The organism is Pseudarthrobacter sp. 1C304, assembly GCF_052245515.1.
Classification (GTDB): domain Bacteria; phylum Actinomycetota; class Actinomycetes; order Actinomycetales; family Micrococcaceae; genus Arthrobacter.
This window is the reverse complement of sequence record NZ_JBQQCH010000007.1, coordinates 98260-122085: the sequence shown is the minus strand read 5'-3', so window position 1 is coordinate 122085 and position 23826 is coordinate 98260. Positions and strand designations below refer to the sequence as shown.

At 68.5% G+C, this 23826-nt stretch carries 22 protein-coding genes and 1 pseudogene; 12 read left to right on the top strand and 11 right to left on the bottom strand.

The window, feature by feature from the left end; genetic code table 11:
- Positions 1-31: 31 nt before the first annotated feature.
- The 5 genes from ACTWQD_RS13935 to ACTWQD_RS13915 all read left to right on the top strand — a co-directional run bounded on the left by ACTWQD_RS13935 (position 32) and on the right by ACTWQD_RS13915 (position 6055).
- Complete coding sequence (locus ACTWQD_RS13935; protein ID WP_443196710.1) at positions 32-481, top strand: peptidase inhibitor family I36 protein; 450 nt, start codon at positions 32-34, stop codon at positions 479-481.
- A 242-nt stretch (positions 482-723) separates the two neighbouring features.
- Positions 724-1941, top strand: a complete 1218-nt coding sequence (locus ACTWQD_RS13930) for a sensor histidine kinase (RefSeq protein ID WP_443196709.1) — start codon at positions 724-726, stop codon at positions 1939-1941.
- Positions 1942-1943: 2 nt separating this feature from the next.
- Complete coding sequence (locus ACTWQD_RS13925) at positions 1944-2684, top strand: response regulator (RefSeq protein ID WP_443196708.1); 741 nt, start codon at positions 1944-1946, stop codon at positions 2682-2684.
- Positions 2685-2774: 90 nt separating this feature from the next.
- Positions 2775-3545: an ABC transporter ATP-binding protein gene (locus tag ACTWQD_RS13920; RefSeq protein ID WP_443196707.1), complete on the top strand. Its 771-nt coding sequence runs from the start codon at positions 2775-2777 to the stop codon at positions 3543-3545.
- 2 nt (positions 3546-3547) lie between these two features.
- Entirely contained in the window at positions 3548-6055 is a 2508-nt protein-coding gene (locus ACTWQD_RS13915) for an ABC transporter permease (RefSeq protein ID WP_443196706.1), read from the top strand.
- 233 nt (positions 6056-6288) lie between these two features.
- Here the strand turns inward: ACTWQD_RS13915 and ACTWQD_RS13910 are convergent, their stop codons facing one another.
- Both ACTWQD_RS13910 and ACTWQD_RS13905 read right to left on the bottom strand, forming a co-directional pair.
- On the bottom strand, positions 6289-7101 hold the full coding sequence (locus tag ACTWQD_RS13910) for a cation diffusion facilitator family transporter (protein WP_443196705.1): 813 nt from the start codon (positions 7099-7101) through the stop codon (positions 6289-6291).
- Positions 7098-7424, bottom strand: a complete 327-nt coding sequence (locus ACTWQD_RS13905) for an ArsR/SmtB family transcription factor (protein ID WP_443196704.1) — start codon at positions 7422-7424, stop codon at positions 7098-7100. The genes ACTWQD_RS13910 and ACTWQD_RS13905 overlap by 4 nt, the downstream gene beginning before the upstream one ends.
- Positions 7425-7541: 117 nt before the next feature.
- On the opposite strand from ACTWQD_RS13905, the pseudogene ACTWQD_RS13900 reads away from it, so the two are divergent.
- A pseudogene (locus ACTWQD_RS13900) lies at positions 7542-7628 on the top strand (ATP-binding protein); the annotation flags it as partial.
- Between the two features lie 111 nt (positions 7629-7739).
- Here the strand turns inward: ACTWQD_RS13900 and ACTWQD_RS13895 are convergent.
- The 5 genes from ACTWQD_RS13895 to glnA all read right to left on the bottom strand — a co-directional run bounded on the left by ACTWQD_RS13895 (position 7740) and on the right by glnA (position 14052).
- Positions 7740-8432: a hypothetical protein gene (locus tag ACTWQD_RS13895; RefSeq protein WP_443196703.1), complete on the bottom strand. Its 693-nt coding sequence runs from the start codon at positions 8430-8432 to the stop codon at positions 7740-7742.
- Positions 8433-8624: 192 nt separating this feature from the next.
- On the bottom strand, positions 8625-9140 hold the full coding sequence (locus tag ACTWQD_RS13890; RefSeq protein WP_443196702.1) for a GNAT family N-acetyltransferase: 516 nt from the start codon (positions 9138-9140) through the stop codon (positions 8625-8627).
- A 49-nt stretch (positions 9141-9189) separates the two neighbouring features.
- A complete protein-coding gene (locus ACTWQD_RS13885; protein WP_443196701.1) occupies positions 9190-9606 on the bottom strand; it encodes a VOC family protein in 417 nt (138 codons plus the stop codon).
- 84 nt (positions 9607-9690) lie between these two features.
- Entirely contained in the window at positions 9691-12702 is a 3012-nt protein-coding gene (locus ACTWQD_RS13880) for a bifunctional [glutamine synthetase] adenylyltransferase/[glutamine synthetase]-adenylyl-L-tyrosine phosphorylase (RefSeq protein WP_443196700.1), read from the bottom strand.
- A gap of 9 nt (positions 12703-12711) precedes the next feature.
- Entirely contained in the window at positions 12712-14052 is a 1341-nt protein-coding gene (gene glnA / locus ACTWQD_RS13875; protein WP_066435667.1) for a type I glutamate--ammonia ligase, read from the bottom strand.
- Between the two features lie 299 nt (positions 14053-14351).
- On the opposite strand from glnA, the gene panB reads away from it, so the two are divergent.
- The 3 genes from panB to ACTWQD_RS13860 all read left to right on the top strand — a co-directional run bounded on the left by panB (position 14352) and on the right by ACTWQD_RS13860 (position 16712).
- Positions 14352-15278: a 3-methyl-2-oxobutanoate hydroxymethyltransferase gene (gene panB / locus ACTWQD_RS13870; RefSeq protein WP_443196699.1), complete on the top strand. Its 927-nt coding sequence runs from the start codon at positions 14352-14354 to the stop codon at positions 15276-15278.
- Positions 15279-15485: 207 nt separating this feature from the next.
- Positions 15486-15881 (top strand): SHOCT domain-containing protein, encoded by a 396-nt coding sequence (locus ACTWQD_RS13865; protein WP_443196698.1) that lies wholly within the window; start codon positions 15486-15488, stop codon positions 15879-15881.
- Positions 15882-15920: 39 nt separating this feature from the next.
- Positions 15921-16712, top strand: a complete 792-nt coding sequence (locus ACTWQD_RS13860) for an MBL fold metallo-hydrolase (protein WP_443196697.1) — start codon at positions 15921-15923, stop codon at positions 16710-16712.
- A gap of 34 nt (positions 16713-16746) precedes the next feature.
- Here ACTWQD_RS13860 and ACTWQD_RS13855 read toward each other — a convergent pair whose 3' ends face one another.
- Together ACTWQD_RS13855 and ACTWQD_RS13850 are read right to left on the bottom strand one after the other, a co-directional pair.
- Positions 16747-18783, bottom strand: a complete 2037-nt coding sequence (locus ACTWQD_RS13855) for an alkaline phosphatase family protein (protein ID WP_443196696.1) — start codon at positions 18781-18783, stop codon at positions 16747-16749.
- A 101-nt stretch (positions 18784-18884) separates the two neighbouring features.
- Entirely contained in the window at positions 18885-19052 is a 168-nt protein-coding gene (locus tag ACTWQD_RS13850) for an SPOR domain-containing protein (RefSeq protein WP_128081649.1), read from the bottom strand.
- 69 nt (positions 19053-19121) lie between these two features.
- Here ACTWQD_RS13850 and map point away from each other — a divergent pair, with 69 nt between their 5' ends.
- From map to ACTWQD_RS13835, 3 genes are all read left to right on the top strand, one after another.
- Complete coding sequence (gene map, locus ACTWQD_RS13845) at positions 19122-20000, top strand: type I methionyl aminopeptidase (protein WP_443196695.1); 879 nt, start codon at positions 19122-19124, stop codon at positions 19998-20000.
- A gap of 90 nt (positions 20001-20090) precedes the next feature.
- The gene (gene ppgK / locus ACTWQD_RS13840) at positions 20091-20894 is read left to right on the top strand and encodes a polyphosphate--glucose phosphotransferase (protein WP_443196694.1); all 804 of its coding nucleotides are present in this window, start codon (positions 20091-20093) and stop codon (positions 20892-20894) included.
- Positions 20895-20897: 3 nt separating this feature from the next.
- Entirely contained in the window at positions 20898-21656 is a 759-nt protein-coding gene (locus ACTWQD_RS13835) for an SDR family oxidoreductase (RefSeq protein WP_443196693.1), read from the top strand.
- Between the two features lie 77 nt (positions 21657-21733).
- On the opposite strand, the gene nrdR is transcribed toward ACTWQD_RS13835, so the two are convergent.
- Both nrdR and hisD read right to left on the bottom strand, forming a co-directional pair.
- Positions 21734-22225 (bottom strand): transcriptional regulator NrdR, encoded by a 492-nt coding sequence (gene nrdR, locus ACTWQD_RS13830; RefSeq protein ID WP_066435645.1) that lies wholly within the window; start codon positions 22223-22225, stop codon positions 21734-21736.
- A 146-nt stretch (positions 22226-22371) separates the two neighbouring features.
- On the bottom strand, positions 22372-23772 hold the full coding sequence (gene hisD, locus ACTWQD_RS13825) for a histidinol dehydrogenase (protein WP_443196692.1): 1401 nt from the start codon (positions 23770-23772) through the stop codon (positions 22372-22374).
- Positions 23773-23826 lie beyond the last annotated feature (54 nt).

Below are 23826 nucleotides of genomic sequence, written 5' to 3'. Positions count from 1 at the left end.
GATCCGATAACAAAAATGACTGGGGAACTTCGTGAAACTCGCAATGCATAAAGCAGCTACTGCTGCAGCTGTACTGGCTCTGGGCGCCAGCGCATTTCTGGCGGGCGCGCCCGCTGCCAACGCGTCAGGAACAGGAACCGCGTGCCCGTCAGCCCGCGTGTGCTTCTACTTCAACTCCGACTTTCAGGGCGCACGCGCCGACTACGCCAACAGCGACGCCACCATGGGCAACGAGCTCTTCACCGACGGCCCCGTCGGACGGAACGGATGGGGCGTCCAGGTCAACAACAACGCAGCTTCGCTAATCAACAACACGTACGCGTACATCACCATCTACGACAGCCCCGGCTGCGAAGGCTACGCCTGGTACATCCAACCGGGGGAACGTCTCAACCTGGGCGAGATGAAAAACAGGGTCAGCTCAATCCACGTAGCTTACAACGGCTGGGCCTGCCTCAACCGGGACCAGTCCTGGGCCTAGCCCACACTGCCCGCTGGGGTAACGCCGCGGCCGCCGGGCGCCGAATGCCCCAGCAGTCATGCAACGCCAGCCGAATCGGTATGGCCGCAAGGACTTCATTGCCAAAACCATGAATGACCAGCTGGACGCACCCGCCGCGCTCGAATAGGAGCGTGCGCCCGCATAGTTTTGGACCGTCATGCGGGTAATTCAGCCCCTGGTATGACGCGTGTGCTTCGCTGCAGGACCTAAAGTTTGTTTTCATGCTTGTGCACCGCCGAATCCATGCCTGGATGCAGAACAACCCCAGCAGGGTCGACACCTTATTCATGCTGTCCGGAGCCCTGTTTCTCGTGCTCCCGGTCCTGCTCTCCGGAAGCCAGAGGATCTTCCTCGACTTCCTGCTCTCCCTGGGCATCGTTGTTCCGGCGGCCTGGCGGCGGACCCGTCCGGTGCTCGGGGGAAGCCTAACGGCGTTCTTTTGCCTGCTGCAGGTGCTGACCTGCGATACCCCCTTGGCGGCCGATCTGATGGCTCTGCCTGCAGTTTTCGCTCTGGCTGCTTACGCACCACGATGGGCAAGCCTGGGCGGACTGGGCCTGGCCGTCGTTGGCGGCGTGCTGTTCGTCGTGCGCTACTTCGGGTTGCCTCTCACGTCGCCGTCGGTTGAACTTGCCAGATACGCCCTGGCCCTCGTGGCTGTCGAAGCAATGGTCCTGGTGTCGTGGACATTCGGAGACCTTGCCCGCATCCGCCGACTGGCTTTGCAGTCCCTGAAGGACCACACCCGACGGCTGGAGGTGGAACGCCAGCAGGAGCGGGATCTCGCAGCGGCCGATGAGCGAACGCACATCGCCCGGGAAATGCACGACATCGTAGCGCATTCGCTCTCTGTCATCGTCACCCAAGCCGATGGCGCAAGGTATGCGAGTGTTCAGGACCCGGAAATTGCGGCACGGACCCTTGGAACGATCGCGGACACCGGTCGCGGGTCGTTGCGCGAGATGCGGCGGCTGCTCGGCGTGCTCCGCGGTGACGAACTGGCTTCCAGCCGGCCGCTGCCGGCCCTGCAAGACGTCGCAACATTGGTGGACGCGGTACGGGAGACGGGACTAGAGGTGACGCTGGAACGCAGCGGAACCATGCTCCGGCCGCTGCCCGCCGGCGCAGAACTGACGGCTTACCGGGTCATTCAGGAATCCCTGACCAACATCATGAAACACGCCGGTCCCCGCGTGCGGGCCGCAGTTGACCTGGCCTGGACCGTCCAGGGGCTGACGTTGGGAGTGCACGACGACGGCCGCGGGGCCGCCGCCATCCTGCAGCCAGCCGCCCGGAGCGCCGGCCCGGGTGCCGGCATGGGCCAGGGCATCACCGGCATGGCCGAGCGCGTGGCCCTTTACGATGGAAGACTGGACGCCGCCCCGGCGGCCGGCGGTGGATTCCGCGTCACGGCATTCATCCCCTACACGGAGGCCTAACTATGAGCGGAGCCCTCGCCACTGCGACCGTGGCCGGTAGAACACCACCGGCTCCGATTCGGGTTGCTCTGGTCGATGACCAGCAACTGGTGCGGGGAGGTTTCAAAATGCTGATCAACTCCCAGCCTGACCTCACCGTCGTCGCCGAAGCCGGGAACGGTCATGAGGCGCTGCAGGCTTTGTCCGCTGTCAGGGCCGACGTTGTCCTCATGGATGTGCGGATGCCCAGCATGGACGGCCTCGAAGCGACAGCCCGACTCTTGGAGCGGTCCGCCGGACAGCCCGGGGGCCCTGCAGGCGCAGATCTGAAGGTGGTGGTCCTGACCACCTTCGACTTGGATGAGTATGCCCTGTCCGCCATCCGCGCCGGCGCCAGCGGCTTCCTGCTGAAGGACTCACCACCGGAGGAGCTGCTGGAGGCCATCCGCACGGTATACCGCGGCGACGCGGTGATCGCGCCGTCCACCACCCGCCGGCTCCTGGACCATGTGGCTCCCCTCCTCCGCGAGCCCACGGCCGCGGTCAGCCGGCACACTGCCGACGTCGGCCGGCTCACCCCCCGTGAGCGCGAGGTCTTCGGCCTCATCGCCCAGGGTTTGTCGAACCCGGAAATCGCGGCCAGCCTGTACCTCTCGGAGGCGACAGTGAAAACGCACGTGGGTCATATCCTGGCCAAACTCGGCGCCCGGGACCGGGTCCAGGCCGTCGTGATCGCCTACGAGACCGGGGTCGTCGCCCCGTAGCCGCTCTCCACCCGCGGTATGAGACGCCGCGCCTGAATCCCCTCCTCTCCTCCGATGTGCCGGCGCCGGCGACAAAAATAGCGTGGGGATATGACAACCCTTACTGAGCATTCCTCCGCCCCGGGGACCGGCGGAACCACCAACGCTGCGGTCGCCCGGTCCCTCAACAAGACGTACGGCACCGGGGACACCGCCGTCCGTGCCCTGACCAACGTGGACGTGAGTTTTGAGGCAGGGACCTTCACCGCGATCATGGGCCCGTCCGGTTCCGGCAAGTCCACCCTCATGCACTGCCTGGCCGGCTTGGACACGGCAGATTCGGGACGGATCTGGATCGGACAGACAGAGATCACGGCACTCAAAGACGCAGAACTTACCCGCCTGCGTCGTGACAGCGTGGGTTTTGTCTTCCAGTCCTTTAACCTGGTGCCAACACTGACCGCCGAACAGAACATCACGCTGCCGGTTGCCTTGGCCAACGGCACGGTGGACGACGGCTGGCTCGACTACATCACCGGAACCCTCGGCCTCACCGGCCGGCTGAAGCACCGCCCGCACGAGCTCTCCGGCGGACAACAGCAGCGCGTCGCCGTCGCCCGTGCCCTGCTGACCCGCCCGCACGTAGTTTTCGGCGACGAACCCACTGGAAATCTGGACTCCAAGGCGGGCGCCGAAGTGCTCTCGCTGCTGCGCCGTTCCACCCGGGAGCTGGGCCAAAGCATCATCATGGTGACCCACGATCCCTTGGCCGCGTCCTACGCGGACCGCGTCGTGCTGATGAATGACGGCGCCCTGGTGGGCGAGCTGTCCAGCCCGACGCCGGACACTGTGACCGCCGCTCTTACGAAGCTGGGTGCCTGAGCGTGCTGCGGGTAGCCCTGGCGCAAGTGCGCCTGAACGGGCGCCGCTTCATTGCCATCATCCTGGCCGTCACCATCGCCGTCGGGTTCCTGACCAGCACCCTGCTCATCAACTCTTCGTCCAAGGCCTCACTGACCCAGAGCGTGGGGCAGGGGTTCCGCAACGCCCAGCTGGTTCTTAGCGCTGAATCCGACGATCAGCCGGGTGCCCCGGGGGTCTTGAACGACGGCACTGCCGACGTCGTCCGGAAAGTCGCCGGCGTTGACGGCATCTACGCCGTGCGGCAGGCCTACGTCACCCTGGGTGAGGGCAAAACTGCGGTCAGCGCCCAGCTGAGCAACACCCCCGAAGCCGCCGCGCTTTTCCCTGTCGACGTGGTGCAGGGCAGCATTCCCGCTTCCGGCAGCGAGGCGGCTGTGGACCAGGACACGGCCACCCGGCTGGGGCTATCCCCCGGTTCGCGTCTGGCAATCACGGGCGGAGTTGGCCCACCCGCCATCGAACTGACGGTCAGCGCCATCGTCGCCACGTCGAAGGACCCGCGGACGATGGGAACACCGCAGCTCTACGCCACCGACACGACCGCGGAGATGTTCACCGGCCCTGGACAGGGGTTCGACATCATCCAGGTGGCCCTCGCCCGCGGTGCCGGGGTAAGCGATGTCCGGGACGCCCTGGCGAAGAGTTTGGCAGAGGGCGGGTTCGACGGAATAGCTGTCCGCACGGCAGATGAGCAGACGCAAGCGACCGTGGCCGCGTTCACCGGCGGCGATGACGTCCTGACAACCGTCCTCCTGGCCTTCGGCGCCGTCTCGCTGCTCGTCTGCGCACTCGTGGTTTCCAATACGTTCTCCGTGCTGGTGGCACAGCGAACCCGTGAGCTCGCTCTGCTGCGCTGTATCGGCGCCACCCGGTCGCAGATCCGGCGCTCGGTAATGGTTGAAGCCTTGCTGGTGGGATTCGTCGCTTCCGTGGCCGGTGTCGCGGGCGCCGTCGCATTGGTGGGAGCCACCGTGGCGTATCTGAAGGGCATCCCGGAAAGTGGGTTCGCCACCCTGGCAGTGTCTCCGCTGGCCACTGGCGTCGGAGTGGCGGTGGGTGTCCTGATGACCGTGCTGGCGGCACTCGTTCCCGCCAGGGCCGCAACGTCCGTCGCACCGCTGGTCGCTCTGCGCCCGGCCGACGATGTACTTGCCGGCACAAAGCGCGGCCGGCTTCGCCTTTCCATCGGGCTCGCACTGCTTGCCGGCGGCGCGCTGCTGCTCGGCATCGGCGCGTCCGCCGCCGACCTGCTGCTTGCCGTGCCCGGCGGCATGCTGAGCTTCGTCGGCGTGCTGATGTGCGCAACGCTGTTCATCCCGCCGCTGGTCCGGACCGTCGGTTCCTTGGCGGCCCCCTTGGGCGTGCCGGGCAAGCTTGCAGCAGTGAACGCCATCCGCAATCCACAGCGCACCTCGGCCACGTCTTCCGCGCTGCTGATCGGAGTGACCCTGGTGGCCATGATGATGACCGGCGCATCCACCGCGCGTGCCTCGCTGGATGACGTGCTCGCCCGCGAGTACCCGGTGGACATCAGTATCACCGGCGGGCTTCTCGACGATCCGGCTGCGACCGCTGCCGCCGCGGACGCGGCCCGCTCGGTGGACGGTGTGGTGAATGTGGTGCAAGTGCCGGTAGCGGGCGCCGTCCAGCTCAACGGCCGCACGGCACCCGTCTTCGCCCTGGATCCCGTGGACGCCGGCAAGGTCCTGCAGGACCGGGACCTTGAACTGCTTCCCAACACTATTCTGATGCCGCAAGGCACCATGGAGCGGACGGTCACAGTCCGTGGTGCGGGGTCCGACGTCGAGCTTGAGGTTGTGGTTGCCGGCAGTCGTTTACTGCGGCCGGTGATCAGCGCGCCGACCGCCGAGTTCCTCGGTGGTGCCCCCGCGACCGCGGAGAAAGACTTAGGCTCCCTGGGGGAATTCTGGCTCTCGGTCGAGGACAGCTTGTCGGCCAGCGAGCTGATGGACCTGCGCATCGCGTTGGCAGAGGCGGTGGGGGTGGACGAGTCCGCCATCTTCGGCGCCGCAATTGAGCGGGCGGCGTTCGAGCAAGTGATAGACGTACTGCTCTCGGTCGTCACCGGTCTCTTGGCGGTGGCCATCGTGATCGCTCTGGTGGGCGTGGCCAACACGCTGTCGCTGTCCGTGCTGGAGCGGACCCGGGAATCATCCCTGCTGCGGGCACTCGGACTGACCCGGGGCCAGCTGCGCGGCATGCTGGCACTTGAGGCGCTGCTGATCACCGGCGTCGCGGCAACGTTCGGCTGCGTACTGGGCGCCCTGTACGGCTGGCTGGGTGCCGTTACGGTGCTGGGCCGGTTCACCAACGTAACGCCGAGCCTCCCCTGGACACAGTTGGCAGCCGTTCTGGCTGTGGCCCTCGTGGCCGGACTGCTGGCCTCAATACTTCCGGCCCGGAGGGCCGCCCGCCTCTCACCGGTCGCCGGACTTAACGCCGGCTAGCTGAACTGCCCAGGGACGTTGGTTGGGTGAATGTGATGACTCGCTGAAGCCCTTGACGGACGGGTGGGGACCTCCGGTTGCACGGTGGAGTTGCTTAAACAACCGCTGCGGCGACCAGGAGGTCCTCAATGTCCCCACTGGCGCATCCCTGACTCCACGCCAACGTTTACCGGTCGGGCACGGACTCACTCCGCGAGCCTGGCCAGACCGGGTAGCCCGTCAAGACTCCGCGCTCATCGATCGCCCGGTTTCGTTCCGAGGGTCAGAGCCACCGGCGCCGGTTTGGCATCGCCTTGGCATCCGGCGCAGCAGGCTCCTTTTGGCCCAGCAGCACCGGATACTGCCGAGGCCGTGGTGGTGGCTGCGGGTGCGCAGCAGTCATCGTCCTCGTCAGCATGCGTGTCGGCGCCGTCGGTGTGGGGAAGGGTGCAGCAGGACTCTCCCTGCCAGGCGTTAATGCCTTCACGGATGGCGATTCCGGCGATGACCAGGGCAGCACCGGCGTCGGCCCACCACCAGCCCAACGCACTGTTCAGGACCAGCCCGACCAGCAGGACGGCGGAAAGGTACGTGCACAACAGGGTCTGTTTCGAATCCGCGACGGCGGTGCGGGAGCCGAGTTCCCGTCCGGCGCGGCGCTGGGCCCAGGACAGGACAGGCATGATCGCCAGGCTCAGGGCGGCGATGATAATGCCGGGAGTTGAATGCTGTGCTTCTTCCCCGCCAGTCAGGGCGCGGACGGCATCCAGCGTGACGAAGGCGGCGAGGGCGAAGAAGGAGATGGCGATGATCCTCAAAGTCAGGTGCTCGCGCCGCTCCGGGTTTTTGGCGGAGAACTGCCAGGACAACGCCAGCGCGGAAGAAACTTCGATTACCGAGTCCAGGCCGAAGCCGATCAGGGCAGAAGAGTCTGCGACGCCGCCGGCCCACAAAGCAACGACGGCCTCGATGACGTTGTAGGTGATGGTCGCGGCCGCGAAGAGCCGGATCCGCCGGCTGAGGACTGCCCGGCGCTCCGGGCTGGGGGCCTTGGTCAGCAGTGTCATACCAGGCACTCCCCGTCAGGAGCGCAGCAGGACGGATCCACCGCGAGGACAACACCGAGCAGGTCCTTGATCGCGTGCCCCAGCCGCACATCGGCCAGTTCGTACCGGCTCCGCCGCCCGTCGGGGACGGCCACGACCAGGCCGCAGCCACGAAGGCAGGTCAGGTGGTTGGACATGTTCTGCCGGGACACGCCCAGCGCCTCGGCCAGGTCGGAGGGATAGGACGGCGCTTCCGAAAGGGCCAGAAGAACCCGTGCCCGCGTAGGGTCCGAGACCGCATAACCGAACCGGGCCAGGACTGGCGCCTGAGTCAGTGTTTCCATGCCCTCAAAGTACATAGCCTGCTGTATTCATGCAAATGTGTATTAGCGGTAACTAGTGGCCAATCGACGAGCTCAACACCTGCCTCGAACTTACATGTATCAAAACGCTAGGGATTCGCACACCTGGCCAGCGGGGCGTTCCTCACCGAGGCCTCCTACATCGTTCTGCTCGGACCACCCGGAACCGGAAAAACACACCTCGCGGCCCGCGGTCGTGTCGCGTTTAAGGCCGGGCTGGTGTGGTCGAAGCTGAAGTCATCCAGCGATTTACGGGCGGGGAAGCCTGCTGCACGGAGCCTGCCACCCCGCGGTGGCTTAGGCATTGTCGATGCGCTGGTAGTTGTCCTCGTACTCGTCCAATACGATGTGTGCCGGGGTGCCCTCCGCGTCGGCGCGGACGACAAGGTCCTCCTGCAGCGTCGGAGTCCGGTACTCCCACCCCTGCGGCAACTTCAGGCGCTCCCCGAGTGTTGCCAGCCGGTCCACGGTGTTGGCCGGGTCGACGTGCTGGGAGGCGCTCTGCATGATGTAAACGCTGCCGGCCGGGGAGACCAGCTGGTAGACCTGCCGGCCGGCGTTGAAGAACCATTCCGTGGTCCGGCCGACCGTTATCTCGGTGTACGGCGGCCGCTCGCTGGCGACGAAGGCGTCCAGGTCGGGGACGCTCACGGTGGCGACCGTGCGCATCGGGATCGGGCCGACCATGCTGACCTTGGCGTCCTCGAAGACCACCAGTGTCATCCGGTCCATCAAGGCACGGCGTGGGCCGTTCAACCAAACCACGTCCCCGCCGAAATCCTTCTTCAGCTCTTCCGGATCAAGGGCCCGGAACCGGGCATCTAACTCCTCGTCTGACACGTCATCGGCCAGCCCCAGGGTGTTGTAGATCATCCCGAACGCTCCCGGTCCGTCCGGGTCCCGGGTAAACACGACGATCTCGGCGTGATGCTGCCCGTGGAGGTTCTCGGCGGAGACATGAACGGCTCCCCCTAGCTGGCTGGTCGACATGGGAAAGCCTTTAGCGTCAGGCGACTTGCACACGGCTTTTGCCCCGCGGACGAGCCTCCGCGTACTAACGATGGATGATTCCAGCGTCGCAAGATCTTCCCGCCGCTTCATCACCCCCGGAGGATGACCTGTTGGGTCCCTCGGACATGGGCTAGATCCCGCCTCACCAAGCCTCCTGTGGGAAGTATCTGGTCAGAACGCCCGGTACATGGTCCGCTGCGGGCCGGCGTCGCCGCCGAGGTACCGGCCGCGGTCCTCGAACCCGGCCTTCCGGTAGGCGGCCTGCCCGGCGGGATTCTGCTCGTTGACCGAGAGCACGACGCCGGCCTGGCCGCCGCCGAGGGCTGCCGTCAGCTTCTCCGCGGCGCGCACGGCGGCATCCGCGGCCAGCGTGCCCAGGCCTTTGCCCTGGTGCCGGCGGTCAATCAGGAAACCGCGCAGGAGCCAGACCGAGCCGTCGTCCGGCCAGCCGGCCAGCGTCGCGGCCCCCGCCTGCAGCGTCAGCACTCCCACCGCCGACCCGCCCGCGTCAATGGCGAAGGGGTGCCGGGAATCTTCCTCCAACCCGATCAGCACCATCCGCAGCGGCTCGCCGACGAACCTGCGCTGGTCCCCGGTGACCTCAAGCCCGGCGATCTCCCCCAGCTTAATGGCGCGGGCGTCGTGGTCGAGGTTGTTCAGCGGCAGCAGCCACACGTGTTCAGCCATACACGAAGCCTACCGACGACGGCGGGTGCCCGCCGGGCGCTGCCTCAGCTCAGAGCGCGGCGTCCTTGGGTGGGCCCGCCGGGTCCATCCAGAACACTTCCCAGAGGTGGCCGTCCGGGTCCTGGAAGCTGTGGGTGTACATAAAGCCGTAGTCCTGGGCTTCCTCCGACGGCGTCCCGCCGGAGGTGAGTGCCTTCCGGACGAGGTCATCCACGGCCTCGCGGCTCTCCAGGGAAAACGACATGATGACCTCGGCGGCGCCCCTTGCATCGGCGACGGATTTCGACGTGAAGGTCTTGAAGTACCCCTCGACCAGCAGCATCACGAACGCGCCGTCATTGACGATCATGCAGGTGGCATTCTCGTCGGTGAAGTCGGGATTGAAGGAGAACCCCAGCGCGGTGAAGAATTCCACCGTTTTGTCGAGGTCCTTGACGGGCAGGTTCACAAACAGTTGTCTGGCCATGCGGCCAACCTAGCACCGCACTCCCGGGGTGTCAGCCCCGGACAGGAGCGCGGCCGGCGGCAGCACCCGGGGACCACACCGCACTCACTGGCCGTAAAACACCCGCTCAAACACGCCCCGCGCCCGCCGGCTCAGCCGCAGGTAGTCTTCCTCGAGCTCCGCGGCGTTGCCCTGCCCGTAGCCGCACCAGCGGGCCACCGCTTCCAGGTCGCGGCGGGAGGACGGCAGGAGATCGGAGGCCCGGCCGGTCCAGATCACGTTGGCGGAGCGGATCCGGCTCGCCAGGCGCCACGCCCGGAGCAGGATGTCCACGTCGTCGTGCTCCAGCAGCTCCAGTTCGGCTGCGGCTTCCAGCGCCTCCACCGTGGAGGTGGTCCGGAGTTCCGGGTGCCGTCCGGCGTGCCGCAGCTGCAGCAGCTGGGCCAGCCACTCGACGTCGCTGAGCCCGCCGCGGCCCAGCTTGAGGTGGCGGGCGGGATCGGCTCCGCGCGGCAGTCGCTCGGACTCCACCCGGGCCTTGACCCGGCGGACTTCCCGCACGTCCTGCTCGGAGAGGGCATCGGGGTAGCGGATGGGGCCGATCAGGGCCACGAAGTCGGCGGCCAGCCCGTCGTCGCCCGCCATGGGCCGGGCCCGCAGCAGCGCCTGCGCCTCCCAGACCAGCGACCAGCGGCGGTAGTACTCGGCATAGGATTCCAGCGACCGCACCATCGGCCCGTTCTTGCCTTCGGGCCGCAGGTCGGCGTCGACCATCAGGACGCGTTCGGCGAGGATGGCGGGTTTCAGGGGCTGGGTCAGGAGGGTGGAGAGCCGGCCCACGATCTGCAGCGCCTGCTGCTGTGCCTCGTCCTCCGGGACGCCGGGAAGCCCGCGGTGCACGTACATTACGTCGGCGTCCGAGCCGTACCCGATCTCCCGGCCGCCCTGCCGCCCCATCGCGACCACCAGCACGTGGGTCTTGAGCGGTTCCTCGGCGGTGACGACGTTTTCGGCCACGCGCAGGGCGCCCAGCACCGCGGCGCGGTCCGTGTCGGCCAGCGCCGCGCCGACCTGGTCCTGGTCCAGGAGCCCCGCGCTGTCCGCGATGGCGATGCGCAGGATCTCGCGGCGCCGGATCAGCCGGATCAGGCGCATGGCGCTCTCCGGGTCCGCGTGGCGGGACATCTTGGAGACGATCTCCAGCCATTGCGCCTCGAACGTCAGGGGCACCAGGTCCTTGTCCGAACCGAGCCAGGCCACGGATTCGGGCGATACCTCCAGCAGGTCGGCGATCAGCCGTGAGTTGGACAGGACGTGGCAGAGCCGCTCGGCCGCCGCCGTCGAGTCCCGGAGCAGGCCGAGGTACCAATGGGTGGTGCCGAGCGCTTCGCTGACCCGGCGGAAGGCCAGCAGGCCGGCGTCGGGGTCCACGCCCTCGGCGAGCCAGCCGAGGAGGATCGGCAGGAGCTGGCGCTGGAGCGCGGCGCGCCGGCTCACGCCGGCGGTCAGCGCCTCGATGTGCCGCATCGCGCCGCTCGGATCGAGGTAGCCCAGCGCGGCGAGGCGCCCTTGGGCCGCTTCCGGGCTGAGCCGTGCCTCCTCGCTGCTGAGCGCCGCTGCGGTGTTCAGCAGCGGGCGGTAGAAGATGCGTTCGTGCAGCTCGCGGACGGAGCGTTTGGTCTTGCGCCAGGCCTCCACCAGGGCGTCGGGCTTTGGCCGTTCGCTGGAAAAGGGCCCGAGCACGGCCTTGGCGAGGGACCGCAGCGACTCCTCCCGGACGGGCATCAGATGCGTGCGGCGCAGCTGGTAGAGCTGGATCCGGTGTTCGAGGAGCCGGAGGTAGCGGTAGTCCCGGTCAAACTCGGCGGCGTCGGAGCGGCCGATGTAGCCGCCGGCGGACAGCGCGGCGATCGCGGAGGTGGTGTCGCGGCAGCGCAGGCTTTCATCGGACTTGCCGTGCACCAGCTGCAGCAGCTGGACGGTGAACTCGACGTCGCGCAGCCCGCCGCGGCCCAGCTTGATCTGCCGCTGCTCCTCGTCGGCGGGGATGTGTTCGGTGACGCGGCGGCGCATGGAGCGGACGGACTCCACAAAGCCCTCCCGGCCGGCGGACGACCAGATCAGCGGCGCGACGGCGGCCTCGTACCGGGCGCCCAGCTCGGCGTCCCCGGCGATGGTGCGGGCCTTGAGGAGGGCCTGGAACTCCCAGCTCTCGGCCCAGCGGGCGTAGTAGCTCTCGTGCGAGGCGAGGGTCCTCACCAGCGGCCCCGACTTGCCCTCCGGTCGCAGGTTGGCGTCCACCTCCCAGAGTCCGGGTTCGCGGCCTACGGACATGATCGCCCGGGAAATGCCCGAGGCGAGGGCGGTGCCGATCGTGTTGGCGCGCGGGTCGTCGAGTTCGCCGGATTCGATCACATAGATGACGTCGACGTCGGAGATGTAGTTGAGTTCGCGGGCACCGCACTTGCCCATGCCGATCACGGCCAGCCCGACGGCGGCCACCTCGGCGGCGCTGAACTGTTCGGCAGCCTCGGCGCGGGAGACGGCCAGGGCCGCCTCGATCGCGGCACCGGCGAGGTCCGCGAGTTCAGCACCGGCGGCGGGCATAAAGTCCAGCGGGTCCGCGGCGCAGAGGTCCTTGACGGCGAGCTCCACCAGTCCGCGCCGGTATTCCGTGCGGAGCGCCGCGTAGCCGTCCGGGCCGGCCAGGGCGGCCACCGGCCGGGCGGATTTCGGGTCCGCCTGCACGGACTGCAGCAGCCGGGCCCGCAGCTCGGCGGCATCCGCGGCGCGCGGTTCCGGGCTGGCTGTCACCTCGAAGGCATCCAGGTGCTCGGGGTGGCGGATCAGGAACTCACCGAGGGCCTCCGAGGCGCCGAGCACGCGGTACAGCGGCTCACTGCGCTCAGGCTCGGCGGCCGCGAGCGTCCGCAGGTCGGGATGCTTCTCGATCAGCCGGACCAGGGACTGCAGTGCAGTGTCCGGGTTCGCGGCCAGCTGCAGCCCCGCGAACAGGACGTCCTGGTCCAGGCCCTCCAGTTCGGGGGCCGCGAGGAACCGTTCGCCCTTCTCGAGGTCGCTGAAGCCGGCGGCAATGAGGCGGCGTGCCAGGCTCATGCGGGACGCCTAGAGGATGCCGAGGTTGCGCTGCAGCTCGTAGGGCGTGACCTGCAGGCGGTAGTCCTGCCACTCGGCCCGCTTGTTGCGCAGGAAGTGCTCGAAGACCTGCTCGCCGAGGATCTGCGGCATCAGCTCCGAGTCCTCCATGGTGCGGATGGCGTCGTGCAGGCTGGCCGGCAGCGGGTCGTGGCCCATGGCGCGGCGCTCGGCCGAGCTCAGCGACCAGATGTCGTCCTCGGCGGCGGCGGGCAGCTGGTAGCCCTCCTCGATGCCCTTGAGCCCGGCACCAAGGAGCACGGCGTAGGCCAGGTACGGGTTGGCGGCCGAGTCGATGCCGCGGTACTCGATCCGTGCGGACTGGCCCTTGCCCGGCTTGTACAGCGGGACACGGACCAGCGCGGAGCGGTTGTTGTGGCCCCAGCTGAGGTAGCTGGGCGCCTCCCCGCCGCCCCAGAGCCGCTTGTAGGAGTTCACGAACTGGTTGGTGACCGCGGTGAATTCCGGGGCGTGCTTGAGGATGCCCGCGATGAACTGCCGGGCGGTTTCGGAGAGCTGGAACTCGGCGCCGGCTTCGTAGAAGGCGTTGGTGTCGCCCTCGAAGAGGGAGAAGTGTGTGTGCATCCCGGAGCCCGGGTGGGCCGTGAACGGCTTCGGCATAAACGTCGCGTACGTGCCCTGCTGGAGCGCGACCTCCTTGATCACGGTGCGGAACGTCATGATGTTGTCAGCGGTCTGCAGCGCGTCCGCGTAGCGCAGGTCGATCTCGTTCTGGCCGGGGCCCGCCTCGTGGTGGCTGAACTCGACGGAGATGCCCACCGATTCGAGCATGGTCACGGCGGTGCGGCGGAAGTCCTGGGCGACGCCGCCGGGCACGTGGTCAAAGTAGCCGCCTTCGTCCACGGGCACCGGAGAGCCGTCGGGGCCGGGGTGCTGGGACTTCAGCAGGTAGAACTCGATCTCGGGGTGGGTGTAGCAGGTGAAGCCCATGTCCGCGGCCTTGGCGAGGTTCCGTTTGAGGACGTTGCGGGGGTCCGCGGCGGAGGGTTCGCCGTCGGGCGTCAGAACGTCGCAGAACATCCGGGACGTCGCTTCCGTCTCGCCGCGCCACGGCAGGATCTGGAAGGTGGCGGGGTCAGGCTGGGCCAGCATGTCGGATTCGAAGACACGGGCGAGACCCTCGATCGAGGAGCCGTCAAACCCGAGGCCCTCCTCGAACGCTCCCTCGACCTCGGCCGGGGCAAGCGCCACAGACTTCAGCGACCCCACGACGTCGGTAAACCACAGCCGCACAAACCGCACGTCGCGCTCCTCGATTGTCCGCAGGACAAACTCTTGCTGGCGGTCCATACTGGCCTCTTTCCGGTTCTTTCGTCCGTGCTCCGGGCCGCGCCGACTCCCGTCAGGCATGATCCCGCAACTGCTCAGGGTTCACTTTACTAATCATTGCGGGCGATTGCTGGCGGGGCCGACTCACGTAACGCAGCGTTAACACAAAGTCCCCCGCCCCGCCTCCCGGGAGCGGCAGCTGCGGACCTGCCCCGACGTCCGCCGCGGACGGCGCACGCACCCGGGGTGTGACGTGTTTCACCGGACCGCCGGCCGGGGCCCGGTAGCTAGTACGCGCGGTATCGCACTACGCTCGTGGCATGGCCATGAGCAAAAGCCCCGATTCCAGCACGCCCGCAGACGAAGTGCCGGCTCCCTACGGCACCGGACCGTCCGCGGCCGGTTCCGCGCAGCCGGGTGCCCCGGCCGCGGGCCCCGAGGCACGGAAGCCGGTGGCAAAAATCCGTACGCACCACCTGCGCCAGGCGAAGCTCAACGGCGAGCGCTTCGCCATGCTGACCGCCTACGACCAGTACACGGCGGAGATCTTCGACCAGGCCGGCATCGAGGTGCTCCTTGTGGGCGACTCGGCCTCGAACAACGTGTTCGGCAACGAAACCAGCCTGCCCGTCACCGTGGATGAACTGCTCCCCCTGTGCCGCGCCGTCACCCGCTCGGCCAAACGCGCCCTGGTGGTGGCGGACCTGCCCTTCGGCAGCTACGAGGTCTCCGCGCAGCAGGCCGTGGCCACCGGGGTGCGCTTCCTCAAGGAAGGGCTCGCCCACGCGGTCAAGATCGAGGGCGGCAAGTTCTACGCCGACACCGTCCGGGCCATGGTCCAGGCCGGGATTCCGGTCATGGCGCATATCGGCTTCACCCCGCAGAGCGAGCACGCCCTCGGCGGCTACCGCGTCCAGGGCCGGGGCGACGATGCCCGGCGGCTGGTCGAGGACGCCGTGGCCCTGGCCGACGCGGGCGCGTTTTGTGTGCTGATGGAAATGGTTCCGGCGGACACAGCGGCTGCCGTGGACGCCGCCGTCGACGTCCCCACCGTCGGCATCGGCGCAGGCAACGCCACCACCGGCCAGGTGCTGGTGTGGCAGGACATGGCGGGCCTCCGCGGCGGCAGGATGGCAAAGTTCGTCCGGCAGTACGCGGATCTGCGCTCCTCCCTCAGTGATGCCGCGAAGGCCTACGGTGACGACGTGCGGTCCGGCCAGTTTCCCGGTCCCGAACACTCCTTCTAGGGCGCTGGCTCTCCGGGCGCTGCGGCCCCGTGACCTCCCGCAGCTCCGGCGACTCATCCTTCACGAAGGATGCGTCACCTTCCCGGTCCGGGCAGGCTGACCACTAGAGACCCGCACCAGGGGCTCGGCAAATGCTCCGCCGTTCCGGACGGTCCCGCGCCTGACGCGACGGTCCGGCCGACGGCGGACACTAGTGGAGGAGTAGCGATGGACTCACTTACGACTGACTTCTGGGATATCCTCCTGTGGAGTTTTTGGTTCTTCATCTGGATCTCCGCGCTGATGATCTGGTTCCGCTGCCTGTTTGACCTGTTCGGCGACCCCGAGCTCAGCGGCTGGGGCAAGGCCGGCTGGGCGATACTGCTGATCTTCCTCCCCTGGCTCGGCGCGCTGATCTACCTGATCGCCCGGGGCCGCAGCATGGGCCGCCGGCAGATGGCCGCCGTGGCGGAGCAGCAGGCCGCCCAGCAGGAATACATCCAGCAGGTCGCCGGGAAGGCGTCGTCCCCGGCCACCCAGATCGCCGATGCCAAGGCCCTGCTCGATTCCGGGGCCATCAACCAGGCCGAGTTCGACTCGCTCAAGGCGAAGGCGATGGCCTGACCTGGTTCCTGCCAGGCCAAGCCCGCCATACACCCGTTCATGAGATTCACCTGGCTGGGCCACTCGTCCGTGGTCCTGGACCTGGACGGGGTCCGGGTCCTCACCGACCCGTTGCTCCGTTCCCATGCCGGGCTGCTGCGGCGGCTGGCACCCCGGCCGGACCCCGCCTCGTGGAGCCGTCCCGACGTCGTGCTCCTCTCCCACCTGCACCACGACCACGCCGAGCTCCGCTCCCTCCGCATGCTGGAGGGGGCGGCGCTCATGAGCGCTGCGGCGAACGTCGCCTGGCTGCGCCGCCGCGGGCTGGCGGACACGGTCCCCCTCGATGACGGCTGGACGCCGGCACGCAACCCGTCCGGCAGTCCCGTACGCGCCGGGGTCGAGGTCCGCCAGGTACCGGCCGAACACCGCCACCGCCCCATGCCCCACCGTCCCAACGCCGCCCATGGCCACCTGGTGCGTGGGCCGTCCGGCACCGTGTGGTTCGCCGGCGACACAGGGCTGTTTCCGGAGATGGCGGCGATGCCCGCCCTGGCCGGTGGCCCCATCGACGTCGCCGTGGTTCCCGTGTGGGGGTGGGGGCCCAGGCTCTCGGCGGGACACCTGAACCCCGAAACCGCCGCCCGGGCCGCAGCCCTGAGCGGCGCGCGCTTCGCCATCCCGGTGCACTGGGGAACGCTGCACCCTCCGCTGGTGACGCGCTTTGCCCGGAGCTGGCTGGAGCTGCCCGGGGAGCGGTTCGCCAGGGCGGTGGCGGAACAGGCGCCCGGCTGCACGGCAGTTATCCTCGCCCCGGGCGGCTCGTGGGCGGCAGCCGCGGGCGAGCCCTGAACCGGCGCGGCGTTCCCGGTACTCCCGGGGTTCCCTAGGACGGGACGTCCCGCAGGGCGGCCCGCTGGCCGGACGCCTCAAGCATCTTCACCAGGACGCGGTGGAGCTGGTCCGCACCTTCGATCCGTTCGGGCAGGTCCGCCATCAGATCAGCGGGGCCCAGCAGGACCGCACGGTCCTGCCATCCGCCGAGGCCGCCGTGGGACCCCACCAGGCCCTCGAAGGCCGCAACATCGCCGGTCACCGGATCGAGGGTGCTGTTGACGTACAGGTCGGGCGCTTCGGGCAGCAGCAGCGCGCGCCCGAGCACCCGTGCCGCGTGCGGGCCGTAGGCGGCCAGCGGGTCCTCGCCCTCCACCGCGCCGCCGGCGATGTCGTGGCGGCCGCGGGCGCCGATTGCCCAGGCGCGGCCGCCGTCGTCGACGCCGGCAACGAACCCTATGCCGGGGTGGCCGGCCAGGCCGGGAATCAGGGCCGGCCACTCGCGGGCCAGGTCGTCGAGCGTCCAGCGCCGCTCCCCCCGGATGTACACCAGGCCCAGGTTGCCCGAGCCGAGCACGACGACGGGCTCCTCGGCCGTGTCCCCGGGCGCCGGGGTCCCTTGGGCACGGACCAGCCCCTGGTTGGCCCGGACAGCCAGTTTGCCGGTCATCCCGTCAGAAGCGAGGTCGCCGGCCAGGGAATCCGCTCGCCCCAGCCCTTCGACGGAGGCGTCCAGGTTCTGCACGTGCTCATCCATAAGCCCGGCACACAGGTCCCCGAGCGTGACGCCGTACCGGTCGGCAAACGGGGTGCCCTGGGACTGGCCATGGTCCGAGAGCACCACCAGCCGGTAACGGCGCGGAGCGGATGCCGCGAGCTGGGCCAGGGAGCCCAGGGTGCGGTCCAGGCCGTCCAGGGACGCGAGAGCCTCGGGCCGGAACATGCCGGCATGGTGGGCGATCTCGTCGTAGTCGACGTAGTCGACATAGATGCTCTTCGTGCCGCGGCGCAGCTCCTCCGCCACCAGGGCCGTGTTCAGGTCCCGCAGAAGGCTGTTGGTCACCGCCCGCAGCAGGGCGAACGTCCAGTCCCGGTGCACCCGCGGGTTAAGGTCCCGCCGCACCTGGCGCCGTGCCTGCCACCGCTCCTTGAGGATTTCCCCGACCGTCCGGCTAAAGCTGCGCATGAACCCCGACGGCGAGTTGAAGAACCAGGCGAACGCCCGGCGGGTCTCGGTGGAGCCGCGGCTGACCTCCGCCCGGCTCATGGTGAGGAGGGAACGGGCAGCGTCCCCGCTGAACAGGTTGGAAATGGAGACCCCGTCGTCGCAGAGCAGGCCCCGGCCGGTGCTGTGCCGGTCCTCGATCACCCGGGCGTCCGCCGGGCGGTTGGCCACCAGGACCCGGTTGAGCTCCCGGTCGTACCACCGGAACGCCGGGATGCCCTCCACGGTGCCGTTCAGGATCCCCAGCTGGCTGGCCGGCGTGGTGCACGGCAGCTGCGGCGTCCATTCGCGCAGCCGGTAGTCCCCCGATGCCAGCCAGTGCCGGAGGTGCGGCACGGCCCCGGACTGGAGGGCCCACTGCAGCACCGGGAAAGGGAGGCCGTCGAGCTGCACGAACAGAACGCCGTCGACCTCCGGGTCGGCAACTGTGGCCTTCCGGCGCGCCCTTCCGGCCAGCGAGGTGATAAGGCCGTCATCGGTGCCCGCCGTGAAAGCCCACGAAATGATGGTGCCGGCGGCGGCGCTGACCCACGTGGCGGCCAGGGCGGTCCACCCCGTTGACTCGATGCCGGGCACCAGGCGGATCGCGGCATACATGATCACGGCCTGGCCGAGGAGAGCGGTGAGAAGCACCGCCACCCAGCCCACCCTGGCCGAGACCTCCACCAGCGCCGGGCGCAGGGCCAGGCCGACGATGCCGGCCGCTGCTGCCACCGCGGCATAGGACCACCAGCTCGCCGCCGAAAATCCCGGCAACAGCGCACCCGTGATGATGAGGGCCACGGTCGAGCCGGCCCAGGCCGCGGCGAGCCGGGCCAGGTCGGTGATTCTGACGCCGCGGGTGCGGGGAACGCTCGTCGGCATTTTCCCAGTATGTCCGGCTGCGGCAGCCGGGCACTCATCCTCACCGGGTGAGAATAATCAGGGTGAGAAAGTCAGCCCCGGGCGGCGTCCACCCGGCGGGGCTAATCGTCCTCGTCGCCCTTTTCCCAGGACTCGTTGCGGGCCTTGACCTTTTCGAGGGCGTGTTCGGCTTCTTCCCGCGTCTTATACGGCCCGATCAGCTGGCTCCAGTCGGACATCGCGTCCTCTTCCACCTCGTGGGTGTTGACGTTGTACCAGTACTCCGGCATCGATGCTCCTTGCGCTGATGTTTTGGCGTTTGTTTAATTGCCTTCGGCATCGCCTTATATGATCAATCTATGCCTTCCATCGCCTCGACTGCACCCATCGGCACCCTCGTCCCGGGAACAGTCAGTCCACAGCTTTCCGTTCCGGCGTCCATCCCGCGCCCCGAATACGTGGGCAAACCCGGACCGGCCAAGTTCACCGGCTCCGAGGTCAAGACGGCGGACACCGTCGAACGGATCCGCATCGCCTCGAAGATCGCCGCGCAGGCCATCGTCGAGGTCGGCAAGCACATCCAGCCCGGGGTCACCACGGACCAGCTGGACCGGGTGGGCCATGAGTTCCTGCTTGACCACAACGCGTACCCCTCCACCCTCGGCTACCGCGGCTTTCCCAAGTCGCTGTGTTCGTCCCTGAACGAGGTCATCTGCCACGGTATCCCGGACAGCACCGTGGTCCAGGACGGCGACATCCTCAACATCGACATCACGGCGTTCATCGGCGGCGTGCACGGCGACACCAACTACACGTTCCTCGTCGGCGACGTCGACGAGGAGTCCCGGCTGCTCGTCGAGCGTACGCAGGAGTCCCTCAACCGTGCCATCCGCGCGGTGGCCCCCGGCCGCGAGATCAACGTGATCGGCCGCACCATCGAGTCCTACGCCAGGCGCTTCGGCTACGGGGTGGTCCGCGACTTCACCGGCCACGGCGTGGGCGAGGCCTTCCATACCGGCCTGATCATCCCGCACTATGATGCGGCGCCCGCCTACAGCACGGTGATGGAGACCGGGATGGTCTTCACCATCGAGCCCATGCTGACGCTCGGCACCGTGGACTGGGACATGTGGTCCGACGACTGGACAGTGGTCACCCGTGACCGCAAACGCACCGCGCAGTTTGAACACACCCTCCTGGTCACCGAGTCCGGCGCCGAAGTCCTGACCCTCCCCTGATTCCCGCTTTACCCGAAGATCTTAGGTCTTCACCCGCCGGCCCTGGGCCGCACCCTGCCAGCCCCGCCCCCTGCCACGAACGGAACCACATTGGCCAAGAAGGACGAGAAGTTGAAGAAGAACGCCCCGCTGATCGGCATTGACGTCGGCGGCACAGGCATCAAGGGCGGGATCGTGGACCTGAAAAAGGGCAAGCTGATCGGGGACCGGCTGCGCATCCCTACCCCGCAGCCCTCCACGCCTGAATCCGTGGCCGAGGTTGTGGCACAGGTGGTTGCCGAGCTGGACCGCCGCCCGGACGCACCCGCCCCTGACTCGCCTGTGGGGGTCACCTTCCCCGGCATCATCCAGCACGGCGTGGTCCACTCCGCCGCCAACGTCGACAAGTCCTGGCTGGAAATGGACATCGACGCCCTGCTCACCGCGCGGCTGGGCCGCCCGGTGGAGGTCATCAACGACGCCGACGCCGCCGGCCTCGCCGAAGCCCGCTTCGGCGCCGGCGAATTCGTCGAAGGCACCGTCCTGGTCATCACGCTCGGCACCGGAATCGGTTCCGCGTTCATCTTCGACGGCAAGCTTGTCCCCAACGCCGAGCTGGGCCACCTGGAGATTGACGGATTCGACGCCGAAACGAAGGCCTCGGCCGTGGCCCGCGAACGGGACGGCCTCAGCTGGGAAGAGTACAGCGTCCTGCTCCAGCGGTACTTCTCCCATGTGGAGTTCCTCTTCTCCCCCGAACTGTTCATCGTCGGCGGCGGCATCTCCAAGCGCGCCGACGAGTACCTGCCGCGCCTGAAGCTGCGCACGCCGATCGTTCCGGCCGAACTGAAGAACGACGCCGGCATCGTCGGCGCCGCGCTGGAGATCGCGCTGAAGCACAAACTGGCGAAGTAACCCATGGCTGCAGCGGGGCCCGCGGTAGTCATCGTCACCGGCGCAAGCCGCGGGATCGGCGCTGCCGTGGCGCTCCGGGCAGCCCGTGCCGGGTACGCCGTGGTGGTGAACTATGCCAGAGACGCATCCGGCGCCGCCGCCACGGTGGAGGGGATCACCGCCGACGGCGGCACCGCGGTGGCCGTCCAGGCGGACGTCAGCGACCCGGCCGCCGTCGGACGGCTGTTCGATGCTGCGGCCGCGCTGGGAAGGCTCACCGCCGTCGTGAACAACGCCGGCATCACGGGGAACCTGATCGGCCCCCTGGTGGAGGTCCCGCCCGCAACCCTCCGGCGCGTCCTGGACGTCAATGTGGCCGGGCTCGCCTTCGTTTGCCAGGAGGCCGTCCGGAGGCTCAGCACCCGCCATGGCGGGGGCGGCGGCTGCATCATCAACATCTCCTCGACCGCCACCAAGGCCGGCTCACCGGACACTTGGGTGCACTATGCGGCGTCCAAGGGTGCGGTGGATGTGCTGACTGTGGGCCTTGCGGCCGAGGTCGCGGCGCAGGGCATCCGGGTGAACGGTGTGGCGCCGGGCAGCACCAGGACGGGACTGCACGCCGCCGCCGGCATGCCGGACCGGGTGGAGAGACTGAACCCCACCATTCCGATGGGCCGCGGCGCGGAACCGGACGAGGTGGCTGCAGCGGTGCTCTGGCTGCTCTCCGACGAGGCGGGGTACATCACAGGGGCGGTGCTGCCCGTCTCGGGCGGCCGCTGACTGGAGGCCAGGTGTGGTGCCGGTGGTGGCTTCGGCTTCCCCTCCGCTGCCACCACCGGAGTCTGTGCGCCTGAAGGCTAGAGCGGGCTCTTCTGCTGGCTGGTGCCCTCGCGCCCCTTGGTCTCGGCCTCATGGCGGAGCAGGGAAATCGCGGATTCAAAGTCCTCAAGGGACTCAAAGGCCTGGTAGACGCTCGCGAAGCGCAGGTACGCCACCTCGTCCAGCTTCTGCAGCGGGTTGAGGATGGCCAGGCCCACCTCGTGCGCATCGATTTCAGCAGCTCCCGCGGCCCGGATGGCCTCCTCGACTTCCTGGGCCAGCAGGGCCAGGTCGTCCTCGGTGACGGGGCGGCCCTGGCAGGCCTTGCGGACGCCGTTGATGACCTTGCTGCGGCTGAAGGGCTCGCCCACGCCGGACCGCTTGATCACGGTGAGGCTGGTGGTTTCGACGGTGGTGAAGCGGCGCCCGCACTCGGGGCACTGCCGGCGGCGCCGGATGGCCGAGCCGTCGTCGGCTATCCTGCTGTCGACGACGCGGGAGTCAGGGTTGCGGCAAAACGGGCAGTACACGTCGTTTTTCCTTCCCTGTCCCAAGTAAGCGGCACCGCATATATCTCGGCATCGCAAATTCCGGCATTGGCTAATACCGGCCGAGCGCTGATCGGCTCTGCCCTCAGTTTACGACTAGATGTAGCTGAATAACAAGCCTGTAATTACTACATGTTGTGGTCCGGGTCCCCGGAGAACCGGGCGGTGACTGCCTCGCCGTGGGCCGGCAGGTCCTCTGCCCCGGACAGGCTGACGATGTGCCCGCTGACTTCCGCCAGGGCGGCCCGGGTGTAGTTGACCACCTGGATGGCACGAAGGAACGTGGTGACGTTCAGCCCGGAGGAAAACGCCGCCGTGCCGCTGGTCGGCAGCACGTGGTTGGAGCCGGCGCAGTAGTCGCCCAGGCTGACCGGGCTGTAGTCCCCGACAAAGATCGCACCCGCGCTGCGGATCCGGCCCGCCACGGCCGCGGCGTCCGCCGTCATGATTTCCAGGTGCTCCGCAGCGTAGGCGTTGCAGGCCGCGATGCCCTGCTCCAGGTCATCCACCATCACAGTGCCGGACTGCGGCCCGGACAGCGCCTCGCGGACCCGTCCGCTGTGCTTGGTCGCGGCCGCCTGCCGGTCCAGTTCAGTCCGGACGGCGGCGGCGAGGTCCTCGGAGTCCGTGATGAGCACGGACGCTGCCTTGGGGTCGTGCTCGGCCTGGCTGATCAGATCGGCGGCGACCAGGTCCGGCTGTGCGGTGCCGTCGGCCAGGATGGCAATTTCGGTGGTGCCCGCCTCGGAGTCGATGCCGACGACGCCCTTGACCAGGCGTTTGGCCGTGGCGACGAAGACGTTCCCCGGGCCGGTGACAACGTCCACCGGGTCCAGCCCGGTGTGGTCCCCCGTCGCCGGGATGCCGTAGGCGAAGGCCGCGATGGCCTGCGCCCCGCCGATCGCGTACACCTCGTCGATCCCCAGCAGGCACGCTGCGGCCAGGATCGTGGGGTGCGGCATCCCGCCAAAGCCCTTCTGCGGCGGAGAGGCCAGCGCGATCGACTCAACGCCGGCCGCGAGGGCAGGGACGACGTTCATGATCACTGAGGACGGGTAGACGGCCAGGCCGCCGGGGACGTAGAGGCCCACGCGCGCCACGGGCACCCAGTTCTGGCTGACCACGGCCCCAACACCCAGTTCCACGTCGGTGTCGGCCGGGCGCTGCGCGTCGGCAAATTGCCGGGCACGCCGGATGGACTCCTCGAGTGCCGCCCGCACGGAGGGATCGAGGCCTGCCAGGGCCGCCGTCAGGGCTTCCGCGGGAACCCTCGGGTGCACCTGCTCCACACCATCGAAGGTCCGGGCCAGTTCGCTGAGCGCCTCAAAGCCGCGGGCGCGGACCGCACCGATGATGTCCAGGACTTTCTGCTCGGCATCCGCGATGGTGCCGGGCTGCGCCCGGGGCACGGCGGCCCGGAGCTCTGCGAGGGACAACCTCCGGCCGCGCAGGTCGACGGTGCGGAAGTGCACGCCGGCGGGAGCCGGGGGCGCGGCGGCGGAAGCGGTGCTGTCTGCTGTTGGGGTCACCCGTCCATTTTACGTGCCGCCCGGGGGTGCCCCGCGCCTGTTACTCCGGCCTGC

What these genes read in the sequence shown, in the direction of transcription:
- ACTWQD_RS13895 (WP_443196703.1), bottom strand. Translation starts at nt 8,432, where the DNA reads ATGTCGACCAGCCAGCTAGGGGGAGCCGTTCATGTCTCCGCCGAGAAC.
- map (WP_443196695.1), top strand. Translation starts at nt 19,122, where the DNA reads ATGCCTTCCATCGCCTCGACTGCACCCATCGGCACCCTCGTCCCGGGA.
- ACTWQD_RS13835 (WP_443196693.1), top strand. Translation starts at nt 20,898, where the DNA reads ATGGCTGCAGCGGGGCCCGCGGTAGTCATCGTCACCGGCGCAAGCCGC.
- ACTWQD_RS13860 (WP_443196697.1), top strand. Translation starts at nt 15,921, where the DNA reads ATGAGATTCACCTGGCTGGGCCACTCGTCCGTGGTCCTGGACCTGGAC.
- panB (WP_443196699.1), top strand. Translation starts at nt 14,352, where the DNA reads ATGGCCATGAGCAAAAGCCCCGATTCCAGCACGCCCGCAGACGAAGTG.
- ACTWQD_RS13930 (WP_443196709.1), top strand. Translation starts at nt 724, where the DNA reads ATGCTTGTGCACCGCCGAATCCATGCCTGGATGCAGAACAACCCCAGC.
- ACTWQD_RS13865 (WP_443196698.1), top strand. Translation starts at nt 15,486, where the DNA reads ATGGACTCACTTACGACTGACTTCTGGGATATCCTCCTGTGGAGTTTT.
- glnA (WP_066435667.1), bottom strand. Translation starts at nt 14,052, where the DNA reads ATGGACCGCCAGCAAGAGTTTGTCCTGCGGACAATCGAGGAGCGCGAC.
- ACTWQD_RS13885 (WP_443196701.1), bottom strand. Translation starts at nt 9,606, where the DNA reads ATGGCCAGACAACTGTTTGTGAACCTGCCCGTCAAGGACCTCGACAAA.
- ACTWQD_RS13880 (WP_443196700.1), bottom strand. Translation starts at nt 12,702, where the DNA reads ATGAGCCTGGCACGCCGCCTCATTGCCGCCGGCTTCAGCGACCTCGAG.
- ACTWQD_RS13855 (WP_443196696.1), bottom strand. Translation starts at nt 18,783, where the DNA reads ATGCCGACGAGCGTTCCCCGCACCCGCGGCGTCAGAATCACCGACCTG.
- ACTWQD_RS13920 (WP_443196707.1), top strand. Translation starts at nt 2,775, where the DNA reads ATGACAACCCTTACTGAGCATTCCTCCGCCCCGGGGACCGGCGGAACC.
- ACTWQD_RS13890 (WP_443196702.1), bottom strand. Translation starts at nt 9,140, where the DNA reads ATGGCTGAACACGTGTGGCTGCTGCCGCTGAACAACCTCGACCACGAC.
- ACTWQD_RS13910 (WP_443196705.1), bottom strand. Translation starts at nt 7,101, where the DNA reads ATGACACTGCTGACCAAGGCCCCCAGCCCGGAGCGCCGGGCAGTCCTC.
- ACTWQD_RS13905 (WP_443196704.1), bottom strand. Translation starts at nt 7,424, where the DNA reads ATGGAAACACTGACTCAGGCGCCAGTCCTGGCCCGGTTCGGTTATGCG.
- ACTWQD_RS13850 (WP_128081649.1), bottom strand. Translation starts at nt 19,052, where the DNA reads ATGCCGGAGTACTGGTACAACGTCAACACCCACGAGGTGGAAGAGGAC.
- ACTWQD_RS13925 (WP_443196708.1), top strand. Translation starts at nt 1,944, where the DNA reads ATGAGCGGAGCCCTCGCCACTGCGACCGTGGCCGGTAGAACACCACCG.